The organism is Streptomyces sp. NPDC101151 (assembly GCF_044768335.1).
Classification (GTDB): Bacteria; Actinomycetota; Actinomycetes; order Streptomycetales; family Streptomycetaceae; genus Streptomyces.
Map to the genome: position 1 here is coordinate 100052 of NZ_JBIWPP010000012.1, position 14536 is coordinate 114587.

Sequence of the window (14536 nt, forward strand, 5' to 3'; positions counted from 1 at the left end):
ATGAATTCAGGCCTGTTCATCTTCGGCTCCCTCGAAACGGTCCTGTGGGCCACCGCCTTGTCCAAGCTGCTCCATCTGAGACGGACACCCACCGACCTCCCGCTGCGCGCGATCACGGCCTGCCTCGTCTGCACCGCCCTGGCGCCCTTCTTCTCCCTTCCGCCCGTGCGCACCACGCTCGACGGCTGGGTGGCCGGGCTGGACAAGCTCCTGCTGAACGTCGTGACCCTGGCCGCCACCTATTGGCTGACGGCTTTCTTCCGGTACTCCGTGCACGGCCCGGACGCCCGGCGTGCGGTGCGACTGCAGCTGATCCCGCTGTTCGCCACGCAGGCCGTGCTGGTCGGCGCGTGGGTGCTCGCGCCACCGCCCGTGCGGACCTCCCCGGCGAGCCTCGACAACGGCCAGGACATCCACGCCACCGTGTTCGTGCTGGCGGCGCTCGGCTACATGGGATACGGCCTGGCTCTCGCGCTGCGCTCCTCCCTCGCGTACGCGAGGGCGATCAGCGGCAGCCATCTGCGCAACGGCCTGCGCATCGTCGCCGCGGCGCTCACCGCCCTGTCGTGCGCGTGCGGGATCAAGTTCCTGCTCGCCCTGACGCAGGCCGTGCTCCGACCGCCTCCGGAACCACGGATCCTGAACGCCGTGTACGTCACCCTCACCCTCGTCGGAAGCCTTCTGCTGGCCACGGGCATCACGTATCCGGCCGCCACCGGCGCAGCGGCACGATGGCGGATGCTTCGGCAACGCCGACGCGTCTTCAAAGAGTTGGAGCCGCTGTGGCAGAAACTGCGCAAGGCCTTCCCGCACTTGATTCTGCCCGCCCACACCGCCGCACCGCGAGCCGCGCCCTGGTGGCCCTGGACCCACCGCGCCTACTACCGTCGTGTCATAGAGATCCACGACGGAATCGTCCAGTTGACTCCGTACTACGACGCCGAGACCGCCGCACGGGCGGACGAGAGCGGGGGCGCTGCCGGACTGAGCGGCTCAGTGCTCGACCTGCACATCCAGGCCGCGCTCACCATCGACGCCCTGCGCCGCCAGGCGGAGGACCGGCCGGCCGAGCAACCGTCCCCGGCGCCGGCGCTCGGCGGCTCGGATCTGCAGTCGGACGCGCAGTGGCTGGTACGGCTGAATCAGGCCATGAGGAAGCTCTACGAGGACGAGGACTCGTCGCCCCCGGTGTCGTCGAGCACGTCGAGCATCCGCAATACCTGACGGCGCACGGCGGGGCTCATGTCACCGGCGCGCATGGCGATCGCCCGCACCTGATGGTCGGCGAGCCGACGCCTGAGCTCCTTCTCCTCCTCGTCCTCGTCGCCGTCCTCCCCGAGCAGGAACGCGGCGCTGACGGGACGGCCCCCCGGTTCACGGTGATCGTTGAAGAACTTGGCGATGGCCTTGACGACGGCAATGGTGGGGTTCACGTTGCTGCCGGACCGTAGCGTCGCGAGATAGACCCGGGACATCGCCGTGTCGTGGGTGGGGTCGTCGCTGATCGCCTTGGCGACGTACGGAGTCGAGTACTCCCGTCGTCGCCCGCGCTCGTCCACGTACGTGATGGTGGTGAAGAGCTCGTTGAGGCGAGCGGCCAGTCCATTGACCGAACGGGCCGGAAACCGCCCTGCGCCGTCCTTGTTCAATCTCCCAGTTCCTCTGTCCGCCCCCGAGCCAACAAGCCCATCAGTTGAACTTGCGACAACACTACCACTTGTCGATCACCCCACTCGAAGGTCGATCCGTACAGTATAGTTAACGACAGGCGAGGGGTCATCAGTACACGCACTCACCCCTCACCGGTCGGCCTGATGTGGCTTCTACACATGGGAGACAGAGAACGTGTTCCTAGATCACGTCACGTTCGCACTCCGAGACCTGGATGACGCCGTAGAACAGGTGGAAAACTCCCTCGGAGTCCGATTCGAGGCCCCGACGCGCACCATCCCCGGCATCACCGGACGCGTCGCCGTACTGGACAGCGGGTTCATCGAGATGATGGCGGTCCACAACCGGGAAGATGCCCAACTGGCGCCTTTCGGACAGAAGTTCGTGGACTACCTCGACACACGTGGCAACGGGATATTTTCCACGACACTGCGCACCGAAGACATCTCTTCCTACAAATCCGGGCTGCCCGAAGACGTCCGGCACTGCGGCCCGATCACGACCTGGGTGCCGCAGCCCGACGGCACCAGAATCAACTTCTCCTCGGTCTTCTTCGGCCAGTATCACCTGACCCCTTGGGTCATAGCCTACGAGGGCGCGCTGCCCACGGTGCCGGGCGATCTGGCCCTGCGGACCGTCGACGTCAACGCACCTGAGCTGAAGTCCGAGGTGGACCGCTACGCCGAGTTGTACGGGATTCCGCAGGACCGGATCACCATGAACGCGCACGAGGCCGTCATGGAGTTGTCCGAGGGACTCCTCCGACTGCGCCCGGGGACCCCGGCCGGCTTCTCGACCGTGGGCATCGTCGGGCCCGGCATGTCCTTCACCATCGGCTTCGACGGCTCGAAGATGGAAATAGACAAGAATCCGACGGGGGACATAGAAAGCGATGAGCCATAAACGAACGGACCTACTCGACAGGCTCGCCGAACAGTCGGAGGGAATCGCAGGCGCCGTCTGGACGACGGTACGCCCGCTGCTCAATCCGTGCGAGGGACTGTGCGATGCCGTACCCGAGCTCACGCCGGCCGCACTCGGGCAGGCGCTGAACCGGTCCATCGAACTCTTCCGCCATCAGCGGCAACTCCCCGCCGACGACCTCATGCGGTGCACCGAGCCGGCCGTCGTGCTCGCCGAGCACGGCGCCCGCATCGGCCCGCTGCTCCAGGCATGGGACCTCGGAAGTTCCACGATGCTCGCCGAATGCTGGGCCCGGGCCCGGCCCGGCGAGCAGAAGGAACTCGCGACCTACACACAATGGGTCACCAGGACGGTTGCGGGAATCACGACAGAGATCGGCGCCGCCTACTCCCACACGCTCAAGCAGACCGGACTCGGCCTGCCCCGGCGGGTACTCGCCGAGATGATGGTGAGCGGTTCCGTCAACGACGAGCTGGCCTCGGCCGCCCGTCATGAGCAGACGGGCCGCTATCTGGTCCTGGCCTTCGGCCTGGCCGACGGAACGGTTCCCGGGCCGGCCACCGTCGCGCTCGGCGCGGCGGCCCTCGCGGCGGACGACACCGGGCTGTGCTGCCAGGTGGAGCAGCATGTCTGCGTGCTGGTCCCGTTGCGTTCGCAGGAGACCCCCGCTGTCATCGGGGCCCATGTACTGGACAGGCTGCGACAGGCGGACCTGGCCGTGCGGCTGCCGGTCGGCGCCGTCATGGCCGACCGGTCGAAGCTGGACGACGCGGCCAGGCGGGCCATCACCGTGGAGTCCTTGGGCGCTGCCGCCGGCCTGGCCCGGGCGGTGATCGAGGAGAACGAGATCATCAGCGAGCTGGCCATGCTGCGCGATCGCTCCTACCAGGAGGAACTGGTGGCGCTCATCGATCCCCTACGGCACCACCCCGACCTCATCGAAACGCTCCGCACGCTGTACTCGATGGATCTCGACCGGACGCGCACCGCTCGGCGGCTGAACGTCGCACGCCGGACGCTGACGTACCGCATCGAGAAGATCGAGCAGCTGACCGGCATCAATCCGATCCAGACCCGCGGCATCCAGTCGCTCACACTGGCGCTCACGGCTCAGAGCCTGCTCGCCACCGCATGACGACGGGCCGGCAGCCTCACCGAGGCGCCGACCCGGTCTTCGTTCTCAGCCCGCGTCCGGCACTTCCTGCGACATCGTCAGCTCGGCGGTGAACAGGAAGTTCCGCGGCACGTCGGGGACGTGCCGCGGCAGTACGAGATAGGGCCAGCGGTCGGATCCGTCCTCGCCGGGCTGGACCACCCCCTGCGCGCTCCAGCCGCACCGGGCCAGCAGCTCCTCCGGCTTGTCGGCGCCGAACAGCCAGGGCGCGCCGTCCTCCGCCAGCGCCTCAAGGAAGGGCCGGGCCACCGGGTTGTTCAGGGCCGCCTCGCTGACCACGTCGCCGCACAGCACACTGCCGGGGCCCGAGAGCCGTGCGGTGCTGCGGAGCAGCCGGCAAGCGACCTCCTCCGGCAGGTAGTACAGGAGCCCCTCCACCACCCAGAGGGTCGCCGCCCCTTCGTCCAGCCCCGCGGCGGTCAGCGCATCCTCCCACGGGCCGGCGAGGTCGACCGGCACCGTGATGCGCGTGGCACCGGCGGCCGGTACGTGGTCCGCGAGCAACTCATCCTTGGCCTTGAGGAGTTCGGCGTGGTCGAGTTCGTAGAGGGTGGTGCCCCCCGGCCATGTCAGCCGGTAGGGACGGGTGTCCATTCCGCCGGCCACGAACACGACCTGTCGGATGCCCTGTTCGGCGGCGCGGACCACGATCCGATCGAGGTAGGCGGTGCGCAGCGCCAGATAGTCGACCGTCACCGGGCTGGCGTAACGTTCCAGCAGACGGAACCCGCTCTCGCCGGCCAGGGTGCGGGCGAAGGGGTCGGTGAACAGGCTGTCCGCACGGTCCGATTCGATGGCTCGTGCCGCGGCGGTCCACTGCGCGGTGAAAGAAACCGCTTCCATGACAAATCCTCTCCGGGATGTCTTCGAAGGTCGTCGGGAACAGATGTCGATGGCCGGTGGCCGGGTGTCGGAGTCGTGGGCGTCAGAGCCGTCCGAGCACCCCGTCCAGCACCTGGCCGAGCACATGCTTCGGATCCGTGGCCGGCCCCGTGGCACGCCAGGCCACGAATCCGTCCGGGCGAACCAGCAGTGCGCCGTCCGGGCCCGTGCCGGCCAGGGCCAGCCAGCGGCCCTCGGGCACCTGCACTCCGTCCCGGCCCATCCGGTACACACGCAATCCGGTGCCGCTGGAGTCGGCCAGCGCCCGGCCGGCCTCGTACCAGCCGTCCGCGGACGGGCCGACGAGCACGGTGAACCGAGAGCCCGGCAGATCGAGAGTCGACAGCCGCTCGCCGTCCCGCTCCACCCACAGGTGCGGCAGCCGGGAGCCCGGTGAACCGTCCAGGTCCTGCCGGACGTCCTCGGTGGACGGGAGTGTCAGGTCGGCGCCTACGACGGCCGAGGAGTCGTAGCGGTAGCCCAGGTGCACGATGGGCGTGGCGACCACTCCGGCCTGCCGGCGCTCCGCCGCCGCGAACGGATTCCAGTGCAGCGCCGGATTCTTCAGCCGCGCCATCGCCTGGCGCAGGGTGAACTCGGCGACCGGGTGGCGCTCGGCGTGGTACGTGTCGAGCAGCTGGTCCTCCGCGTCGCCCCGGATCACCGCGGCGAGTTTCCAGGCCAGATTGTGCGCGTCGGCGATGCCGGTGTTCATTCCGAAGCCGCCGAGCGGCGGGATCGTGTGGGCGGCGTCCCCCACCAGGAAGGTGCTGTCGTGGCGGAAACGGTCCGCGACACGGGCGGTCAGTCGCCAGGGCGCGGCGCTCAGGATCTCGACCGGCACGTCGTCGGTGCCGAGCGCCCCTCGCACGAGGGCCGCGCAGCGCTCCGGCGTGAAGTCGGCGGGGTCCGCGCCGTCGGCCGGGTCGTAGTCGACGTGCAGCATCCAGCGGTTCGCGCCGTCGACGGCGATCAGCACGGCCCATGACCCCGGTGACGTGATGTCGGTCATGAACGGGATGCCGCCGAACCGTTCGTACAGGTCGGCACGGAACACGATGTTCATCTTGGGGATGCCGAGCACTCCGGGGCCCGATGTACCGATGCCCAGGGCGCCCCGCACGGTGCTCGACGCACCGTCCGCGGCGATCAGATGGCCGGCGTGCAGGACCTCGCCGTCGGACAGCGTCGCGACGGCGCCGCCCGGATGGGACGTGACGGACGTGACGGACACCCCGTAACGGATCGTGGCTCCGCTCCTGAGAGCCGCCGGCCGCAGCACCGAGTCGAGCCGGTCCTGCGGACACGTGCCGGCGACCTCGGCCGGAGAGACCTCGGCGATCGCCGGCGTACGAAAGTCCAGCGGCCCTTCCACGGGCGGGAAGGACGCTGCCGCCAAGGTGCTGACGGAGGCCCGCCAGGCGCCCGTGGGCAGGCGACCGCAGACGTCGTCGACCGCTTCCTCCAGGCCGATCTCGCGCAGCAGTTCCAGGGTGCGCTCATTGATGCCGAGCGCACGCGGATGGTCGAGCGGGCCCGGCTGCCGCTCGACCACCGTGGCGGACACTCCGTGGTGTCCCAGGAAGGCGGCAGCGGCGAGGCCGACGGTACCGCCGCCCACGATCAGAACAGGCACATGGTTCGAGGGCATACGTGGTCTCTTCCGGTCGTACGGGCAAGGGCGCGGGTCACCGTCAGGCGGGGGCGGAGCCGCTGTCCGCGGCGCCCGGCGTGGCCGGGTCGGCGGGCCGGGCGGCCGGACCGCCGGGTCCCCCGGGCGGGCCCGGCCGGTTCAGCCGCTTGGCGAGCTTGACGCTGATCAGGATGCCCAGCAGGCAGACGGCCGCGGTCACCAGGAAGACGGTGGACAGTGCGGTGCTGAGCCCGGACCGCAGCATGTCGACGAGTTCGGCGGGGAAGTCGGACCGGTCGGAGAAGAGCATCTCGCTCACCCCGCGCGGGCCCGCTTCGGTCACCAGCCGCTCGGCCGGCCCGTGGAGGCCGCTGGTCTCACCGACGAACAGGTAGTACTCCAGAACACCGAGCAGGCTCACCCCGATCATGCCTCCGAACTCGCGGAAGAGCTGCGCCAGCGACGAGCCGACCCCTATCAGGAAGGGCGGCAGGGCCGACTGGACGGCGATCATGAGCACGGGGAGGCCGACGCCGGTACCCGCCCCGATCAGCAGGGTGAAGGCCGCGGTCTGCCAGCCGGGTGTACTGGTGTCCATCGTCGCGAGCAGGGCGAACCCCGCACACAGCAGCACCATGGAGAGGATGCCCATGGACCTGATGCCTGCCTTGAACACCACGCGTCCGGCGAACAGGCTGCCCACGATGCTGGCGATCTGGAAGGGAAGCAGCGTCAGACCGGTCTTCCCGATCGAGCCGCCGCTCACTCCCTGGGCGAAGACGGGCACGAAGAAGATGGCGCTGTACATCACCAGGCCGATGATGAAGTTCGCCGCGAACGCGGCGGTCAGCGCCCGGTTGGAGAAGAGATTGAGCGGGATGATCGGGACTTCTGCCCGCCGTTCGACCCGCAGAAAGAAGACGAAGGCCAGCAGCCCCCCGATCAGGAACGGCCACACCAGCGGGTCGGCCCAGTCACGCTGCTCTCCGAGCCGGTAGACGCCGAAGAGCACACCGGCGGTGGAAAGAGTGATGAGCACGGCCCCCGGGAGGTCGAGCTTCTGACCGCTCGCCTCCGTTGTCGGGTCCTGGTAGTTGCGGTGGATCAGCCAGGCGGAGAGCAGCAGCAACGGCGGGTTGATGTAGAAGGCGTAGCGCCAGCCGACGTACTCGCCCAGCACGCTGCCCATGAGCGGGCCGAGCAGGCTGCTCAGTCCGAACACCGAGGCGAAGACGCCCTGCAGGCGGCTGCGCAACCGAGGCGGGAACTGCAGACCGATCGCTGCCATGCCGATGGGGAACAGCGCGGCCGCGCCGAGGCCCTGCACGGACCGGGCGATGATCAGCTCGACCATTCCGGTGGAGGCACCGCACCAGACGGAACCCACCAGGAAGATCGCGATACCGATATAGATCGTCCGCTTCCTGCCGAAGTGGTCGGAAAGCCTCCCGTACAAAGGCAGCAGGGCGGTCAGCGCCAGCATGTAACTGCCGAACACCCAGGCGGAAAGGCTGACACCACCGAATTCTGCGACGATGGTAGGGGTCACGGTCCCCGCGATCGTGGAGTCGAGCGCGGAGACGGTCATCGCCACGATGAATCCCCATACGGGGGTCAGGAGATGACGGATCGGCTCCTTCGCGGTCTTCCCGGCCCTGTTTCGGACACTGTTCTCGGCCAACGGAATCCTCGTTCGGTCGGGCCCCGGGTGCTCCCGGTACGCCGCTCAGTCGGTTTCTCTCCGCCCAGCCTTCCGTGACAGCACCCACCGGACAATTTCCCAATGCGGCAGGCAGCTCGGTGCCCCTTCTCGTATGTGCAGACCCGGGGCGGATCGATGCGCCGGCGGAACGCGGCCGGGCAGCATGTCCGTCACGAATGGACGACCCACCGGACGAGGAGAGGGCAGTTGAGCAGGTTCGGAAGCCGACCCGAGTACAACATCCCGATCATTGAGGAGTACCGCGCGAACAAGGAGCAGAAGGGCCCGGACGCCAATGGCGCGGGACTGCTGCTGCTGACGACCACCGGGGCACGGACCGGCAGGCCGAGGACGAGCCCGCTCGGCCACACCACGGACGGCGACCGGCTGGTCGTGGTCGGCGCGAAGGCCGGGACCCCCACCGACCCGGACTGGTACCACAACCTGCGGGCCCATCCCGAAGTGACGGTGGAACTCGGCCCCGAGACGTTTCGGGCCCGCGCCGCCGTGGTCACGGGCGAGGAGCGGGAGAAGCTGTACGTCCGGCACGTCGAACTGTTCCCGGTGTACCGGGAATACGAGCAGCGGACGTCCCGGGTCTTCCCCGTGGTCGTCCTGGAACGCATCGACGGCTGAAGAGCGGTGCTGTCCGCGCGGGCCCCCGGGTGAAGCCGCCCCCGGGGGCCCACTGCGTGAGTGCAGCCTCGGCAACGCCGTTTCCCAGATCCGCAAGACCCCGGAATTCCCTTCCAGGTTGTGCAGACGCCGACCCCGGGGTCGTCTCCCAATAATGATGACTACGCGAGCACGGAAGGGCGCAACTTGTGGACGTCATACGTGACCGAATGATCGCGGGACAGTCCTCCATCATGGGGGTCTATGACTTTCTTGAGGAGAACGAGCGGCTGAGTGAGGATCAACTCGCTCTGCGAAGCCGTCATTTGCTGCACAATCAGCTCGAATTCGCCCGCGGCCAGTCACCCTACTTCAGCAATCTGCTGCGGGACCTTTCGGTGGAGGAACTGCTCTCCGACCCGGAGCGGTGGAGTGACGTGCCGCTCATGGACAAGGGCGTACTGCTGGAGAATTTCGACGTCGTACGGACGCGCTCGGACATTCCCCACCATGCCGTCGGCGCCTACCTGGACGACAGGTCCAGGGCCGACGAGCCGTTCAACAACTCGGACGACCTGCTGGTCGTCAGTACCGCCGGCACCTCGGGGAAGCCGGGCCACTTCGTCTACGACCGGCTCGAACAGGCCCACATCAGGGCCCAGTACTTCCGGTTCATGCGGGCGGTGCTGAACACCGTCAGCCCGACCGGTCCGCTGCGCTCGGCAGCCATCATCGTGACCGGGGCGCACATGATCGGCTACAAGATGCAGCGCCTGCTGCCACCGGAGTTCTTCCGCATGATCCCGGTACTGCGGGACGGCCGGCCGGTGACGGTCGAGGAGACGGCTGCGTCGCTGGAGGAGTTCGCCCCGCACGTCCTCACCTGTTTCGGCTCGACGCTGCGCATGCTCATCGAGTACAAGGAGGCCAACCCCAGGTTCTCCTGGCGTCCGCTCGCGCTCATCAACACCGGCGCGACGCTGGACAAGGACTTGCGGCGCCGGGCGGCCGAGGCATTCGACGGAGTCGGCGTCTTCGACCTGTACGGATCCACTGACACCGGATACCTGGCGTGGACGTGCGAGCGGGGTTCGATGCACCTGAACAGCGACTGCGCGCTCATGGAAGTCCTCGACGCCGAGGGCCGGCAGGTGCCTGCGGGCCAGGTGGGATCGATCGTGATCAGCAGCTTCTGGCACCGTACGCTGCCGATCGTCCGCTACCGGCTCGGCGACCTGATCTCCGTGAGCAAGGACCGCTGCGAGTGCGGCCGGAGCCTGCCCGTCGTGGGCGAGTTGCTGGGCCGGGAGAACACCCTGCTGTACCGCCGCAGCGGACAGGACCTGCACCCGGTTCCGCAGGGCGTCTTCATGGAACTGTTCGAGAACATCCCGGGCGTCAAACGGTTCCGGCTGGTCCAGGAGGCCGTCGACCAGGTGTCCGTCCTGGTCGAGCCGCTGCCCGGCAGTGGCGCCGGCCTCCGTGACCACGTGGCCCGACGCGTGGCACCGGCCTTCGGCGCGGACTGCGCCGTCGAGGTGTCGATCGTCGACGCCATCCCCACCTCCCCGTCGGGCAAGTTCCTGCCGGTCGAGCGCCGGTTCGACCCGGCAGCCGCGCGCAGGGCGTCGGCCGGCACCGTCTGACGCCCGTCCGCGCACCGTCCGAGGCGGACGACACCGGCAGGGACCCACGAGTTCCGAACGCCGGATCCATGACAGAGCGAAAAAGGGGGAAGCCAGCAGTGAGCGAAGGCAAGAAGCTGCGGCTGCGGCGCCTGATCTCGGATCAGGGACGGTCGCTGATCGTACCGATGGACCACGGCATCAGCGTCGGTGCCGTGACGGGGCTGCGCGACATCGCCGCCACCGTGGAACGCGTCTCCGTTGGCGGCGCGGACGCCGTGGTGCTGCACAAGGGCTTGGTGCAGACCTGCGCCAGGCGGCTGCGCGCGTCGACCTCGCTGATCGTCCACATGAGCGCGTCGACGACTCTCGGCCGGCACATCAACCGCAAGGTCGCGGTGTGCACCGTGCCCGAGGCGGCCAGGCTCGGCGCGGACGCGGTGAGCGTCCACATCAACGCGGGTTCGGAGACGGAACCCGAGCAGATCGTGGACACCGCCCGCATCGCCGAGGAGTGCGACGCCTGGGGCATCCCGCTGCTGGCCATGGTGTACGTCCGGGGTGCCGATCCCCAGGAGGAGTTCGCCCCGGCCAAGGTGGCCCACGCCGCGCGCATGGCCGCGGAGCTGGGCGCCGACCTCGTCAAATGCCACTACACCGGCGATCCCCGGTCCTTCGACGAGGTCGTCGAAGCGTGCCCGGTGCCGGTCCTGATCGCCGGTGGCGCCGCACACGGTGACGTCGGGCAGCTCTTCACGACCGTCGGCGAGGCCCTCGGCGCGGGCGCGGCGGGTGTGTCCATCGGCCGCAACATCTTCGAGCACAGTGACCCGGCCATGCTGACCCGGCACCTGGCGAAGATCATCCACGGGGGGCTCTCGCCCGCCGAGGCGTACGAGGAGTACCAGGACCTCCTGGCGGGGACGCCGTCGCTCGCACCTGCCGTCTGACCCTGCGTCCCGGTTCCAACGACCCCTTTCCCGGAAGGCCCGAGATGACTGACGTACTCGACACCAAGTCCAAGACCAAGTCCGGCGGTGCCGGCGGCAAGCAGCCGCCGCCCGCGGCGGACACGACCGCCAAGCGCGCCGCGTCCCCCAAGGACGCGGACCCGGCCACGGACAAGGCGGCATTTTCCGCCAGGCGTTACACCTGGCACGACTTCCGCCGGGCGGGGGACCGCCCGGGCCTCGACGAGCTGTACGACGCCGTGCTGCGGGTGCACCCGGGCGCCGCGGTGGTCGTGGACGAGGACCAGCTGGGCCGGGTGCCGGACGGCTTGCGGAAGGTCAAGATCCTCTCCGGTGTCCCGTCCGAGGACAAGCTCGCCCGGATCCGCGAGGACTACGACGTGCTCGTCCTCGACGCGGACGTCGTGGGAAGCAACTGGTTCACGGAGAACAAGGCGCGCATCGGCATCAGCGTGGGCGCGTCGGTCGACGTCGTCGACCCGGCCTCGCTGGACCTGGCTGTCGAGATGACCCGGGCGGTGCCCCTGCTGCTGGTGACGTTCAAGGACGACACCAAGATTCCGCTGGAGATCGTCCTCGCGGACGCGCAGAACCATGGCACCGACGTCGTCATGGGCGTCCGCGACAGCGTCGAGGCCAACGTGGTGTTCGGCGTGCTGGAGATCGGCGCCAACGGCGTGATGACACAGGTGACCGATCTGAGCGCGGTCTACGCCCTCGGTGAGGTCGTCGTCGCGGCCGAGCGCATCCACGGCCAGGAGCTGTCCGAGCTGACGGTGCTGGAGACCAGGCACGTCGGCATGGGGGACCGCGCCTGCCTCGACTTCACTTCGTACCTGGGGCTGGACGAGGGCGTACTGCTCGGATGCTTCTCCAGCGGGGGAATCCTCGCGACCAGCGAGACCCACCCGCTGCCGTACATGCCGACCCGGCCGTTCCGGGTCAACGCCGGCAGTCTGCAGATGTACGTTCTGGCCCCGGGCAACCGCACCTGGTACCTGTCCGACCTGCGGGCCGGCATGGAGGTGCTCGCGGTGAAGACCGACGGCACCGCCCGGCCGGTCACCGTCGGCCGGGTCAAGATCGAGCGGCGGCCCATGCTGCAGATCAAGGCCCAGGCGCCCGACGGCACCCTCGTGACCACGATCATGCAGGAGGACTGGCACGTCCGGGTCTTCGGCACCGACTCCCGCCCCAGGAACATCACCGAACTGAAGCCCGGGGACCGGCTGTACGGCTACACCACGGATCCGGGCCGCCACGTCGGCGTCAAAGTGGATGAGCTGATCATTGAACAGTGACCCCTGGGCCGGCATCGATGTGACCGACGCCCACGCCCATGCCAATCGCGCACTCGTGCCCCGCCTGCTGGCGACCATGGAGGACACCGGACTCTCGGCGGCCTTCCTGGTCGCGGGCGGTGTCGTCCCGCCGGAGGAGTTGTCGCGCACGATCCTCACGGAGGGTCCGGGCCGGGACGTCGACGCCGACAACGCCGACCTGCTGGACGCCGTGAAGGGCGAGAACCGCCTCGAGGTGTTCTACTTCGCCAACACCCGCCGTGCGGCCGACGAGACCGACCTGGAACTGATCCGCGGCTGCGCGGGCATCAAGTTCGCTCCCGGAGTGCACGGCGTGGGCCACCTCGATCCCCGGGTCCAGTCGTACGTCGACATCGCGAGGGCCGAGTCCCTTCCCGTGTACGCGCACTGCATCGGCAACGGCCACCTGTCGGTCGAGCAGTACGCCCGGCTGGCGCGGCGGAACCCCGAGGTGGACTTCCTCCTGGGACACGCCGGCCGGGGCAACTTCGACCTGCTGGCCGCGCACGAGATCCGGAGCGCCCAGAACGTGCTGTTCGAGACCTCGGGCGGATTCGACCACGTCATCAGAGAGGCGATCACCGTCCTCGGCCCCGAACGGGTGGTGTTCGGCTCGGAGTTCCCCATTCAGCACCCGCGAGTGGAGCTCACCAAGCTCGCCCTGGCAGTGCCGGACGCCGCACTGCCGGCCGTCCTCGGAGGGAACATCCGTCGCGTCACGAGGGGAGCAGGGCAATGAGCGAGTCCGAGCAGCTGCGGGAGATCGTCACGCGTGCCTTCCGCCACTCGCCGTATCTCCACGAGAAGTGGTCGGCCGCCGGAACGGTGCCCGAACCGTGGTCGAGCGAGGTCTTCGAACGTCTGCCGTTCATGACCAAGGACGACCTGCGCCGCGGCTATCCGGACGGACTGCTGGCCGTCGACTGGCGCGACGTGGCGGTGGTGCACGAGTCGAGCGGTACGACCGGGCAGCCGACGTCGTCGTTCTTCACCGCGGAGGACATCGACGAGTGGCTGGACCGGATGCTGCTCAACGGCGTCGGCCTGGGCGCCGAGGACGTGGTCCTGGTGAAGACGCCGTACTCGATGCTGTCCACCGCCCACCAGATGCACGGGGCTGCGCAGCGGGCCGGGGCCGCCGTCATTCCCGCGGGCAACCGGACCGAGCTGATGCCATACAGCCGTGTCCTGCGGCTGCTGCGCGACTACCGGGCGAGCGTGGCGTACTGCATGCCGATCGAGCTGATGCTGTTCGCGCGCAGGGCGCTGTCCGAGGGCTTGACGCCTGCCACCGATTTCCCCGCGCTGCGCGCCGCCGTCGTGAACGGGGAGATGCTCAGCGACGCCAAGAGGCGGTTCCTGGAAGAGCTCTGGTCGATCAGGCTCTTCCCGGACTACGGCTCCACGGAGACGACGTCGCTCGGCGGGGCGTGTGCCTTCGGCACCATGCATCTGTGGTCCGACCGGTTCCGCTTCGAGGTGTACGACGCGGCCCGCGGCACCTGTGCACAGCGCGGCACGGGCGAACTGGTGGTCACCTCCTACCACCGCCGGGCCATGCCCATCGTGCGCTACCGCATGGGTGACATCGTCACGGTGTCGGACGCCTCGTGCCCCTGCGGGTCGGCGCGCCCCCAGGTGCGCGTGCACGGCCGCGCGGCCGACCTGTTCCGGGTCGGGGAGCGCGATCTCTTTCCGATCGACGTGGAGGACACCGTCTACGGTCCGCTGCTCGGTTGCGAGCCCGTCTTCTGGACGGGCTCGGTGGACGGGGACCGGCTGGAGCTGAGCCTGGAGAGCACCGACTCGGGGACGGCCGAGGTGGCGAGCCGCGCCGACGCGGTCGGAGAGGCGCTGGCCGAACGGCTGGGGCTCCGGGCCGAGATCCGGATCGTGGCGCCCGGCACCCAGATGACCCTCGATCGCCGCGCCGAGCAGGAAGCGATGTTCAAGCCGGTCTACCTGCACACCGGCCGGGCCGAGGGGCGCGGCCTGGAATACACCGGCTCCCGATGAC

The 14536-nt window shown here is 68.9% G+C and carries 13 protein-coding genes; 9 read left to right on the top strand and 4 right to left on the bottom strand.

All coding sequences use genetic code 11. The annotated features are described in order from the left end of the window. Positions 1 to 1224 (top strand): MAB_1171c family putative transporter, encoded by a 1224-nt coding sequence (locus ACIRU3_RS23060; RefSeq protein WP_404059131.1) that lies wholly within the window; start codon positions 1 to 3, stop codon positions 1222 to 1224. Here the strand turns inward: ACIRU3_RS23060 and ACIRU3_RS23065 are convergent. Next, complete coding sequence (locus ACIRU3_RS23065) at positions 1161 to 1649, bottom strand: hypothetical protein (RefSeq protein ID WP_404059134.1); 489 nt, start codon at positions 1647 to 1649, stop codon at positions 1161 to 1163. The two genes, ACIRU3_RS23060 and ACIRU3_RS23065, sit on opposite strands and share 64 nt — an antisense overlap. Before the next feature lie 196 nt (positions 1650 to 1845). On the opposite strand from ACIRU3_RS23065, the gene ACIRU3_RS23070 reads away from it, so the two are divergent. After that, the gene (locus ACIRU3_RS23070) at positions 1846 to 2574 is read left to right on the top strand and encodes a VOC family protein (RefSeq protein WP_404059137.1); all 729 of its coding nucleotides are present in this window, start codon (positions 1846 to 1848) and stop codon (positions 2572 to 2574) included. Next, positions 2564 to 3730 carry a PucR family transcriptional regulator gene (locus tag ACIRU3_RS23075; RefSeq protein ID WP_404059139.1) on the top strand — a complete coding sequence of 389 codons (1167 nt, stop codon included), beginning with the start codon at positions 2564 to 2566 and terminating at the stop codon, positions 3728 to 3730. Before ACIRU3_RS23070 ends, ACIRU3_RS23075 begins: the two co-directional genes overlap by 11 nt. A gap of 45 nt (positions 3731 to 3775) precedes the next feature. On the opposite strand, the gene ACIRU3_RS23080 is transcribed toward ACIRU3_RS23075, so the two are convergent. The 3 genes from ACIRU3_RS23080 to ACIRU3_RS23090 form a co-directional block, all read right to left on the bottom strand. Further along, entirely contained in the window at positions 3776 to 4612 is an 837-nt protein-coding gene (locus ACIRU3_RS23080) for a class I SAM-dependent methyltransferase (protein ID WP_404059142.1), read from the bottom strand. Positions 4613 to 4694: 82 nt separating this feature from the next. Further along, on the bottom strand, positions 4695 to 6302 hold the full coding sequence (locus tag ACIRU3_RS23085) for an FAD-dependent monooxygenase (RefSeq protein WP_404059145.1): 1608 nt from the start codon (positions 6300 to 6302) through the stop codon (positions 4695 to 4697). Between the two features lie 43 nt (positions 6303 to 6345). After that, on the bottom strand, positions 6346 to 7965 hold the full coding sequence (locus ACIRU3_RS23090) for an MDR family MFS transporter (protein WP_404059148.1): 1620 nt from the start codon (positions 7963 to 7965) through the stop codon (positions 6346 to 6348). A 228-nt stretch (positions 7966 to 8193) separates the two neighbouring features. Between ACIRU3_RS23090 and ACIRU3_RS23095 the strand changes: the two genes are divergently transcribed. The 6 genes from ACIRU3_RS23095 to ACIRU3_RS23120 all read left to right on the top strand — a co-directional run bounded on the left by ACIRU3_RS23095 (position 8194) and on the right by ACIRU3_RS23120 (position 14535). Then, positions 8194 to 8622: a nitroreductase/quinone reductase family protein gene (locus tag ACIRU3_RS23095; protein ID WP_404059151.1), complete on the top strand. Its 429-nt coding sequence runs from the start codon at positions 8194 to 8196 to the stop codon at positions 8620 to 8622. Positions 8623 to 8855: 233 nt separating this feature from the next. Beyond that, positions 8856 to 10247 (top strand): phenylacetate--CoA ligase family protein, encoded by a 1392-nt coding sequence (locus ACIRU3_RS23100; protein WP_404059153.1) that lies wholly within the window; start codon positions 8856 to 8858, stop codon positions 10245 to 10247. 98 nt (positions 10248 to 10345) lie between these two features. Further along, positions 10346 to 11176 carry a 2-amino-3,7-dideoxy-D-threo-hept-6-ulosonate synthase gene (locus ACIRU3_RS23105; protein ID WP_404059155.1) on the top strand — a complete coding sequence of 277 codons (831 nt, stop codon included), beginning with the start codon at positions 10346 to 10348 and terminating at the stop codon, positions 11174 to 11176. Positions 11177 to 11220: 44 nt separating this feature from the next. Beyond that, complete coding sequence (locus ACIRU3_RS23110; RefSeq protein WP_404059158.1) at positions 11221 to 12498, top strand: 3-dehydroquinate synthase II; 1278 nt, start codon at positions 11221 to 11223, stop codon at positions 12496 to 12498. Then, positions 12488 to 13258: an amidohydrolase family protein gene (locus ACIRU3_RS23115; RefSeq protein ID WP_404059161.1), complete on the top strand. Its 771-nt coding sequence runs from the start codon at positions 12488 to 12490 to the stop codon at positions 13256 to 13258. Before ACIRU3_RS23110 ends, ACIRU3_RS23115 begins: the two co-directional genes overlap by 11 nt. Continuing rightward, positions 13255 to 14535 carry a phenylacetate--CoA ligase family protein gene (locus tag ACIRU3_RS23120; protein ID WP_404059163.1) on the top strand — a complete coding sequence of 427 codons (1281 nt, stop codon included), beginning with the start codon at positions 13255 to 13257 and terminating at the stop codon, positions 14533 to 14535. Before ACIRU3_RS23115 ends, ACIRU3_RS23120 begins: the two co-directional genes overlap by 4 nt. Position 14536 lies beyond the last annotated feature (1 nt).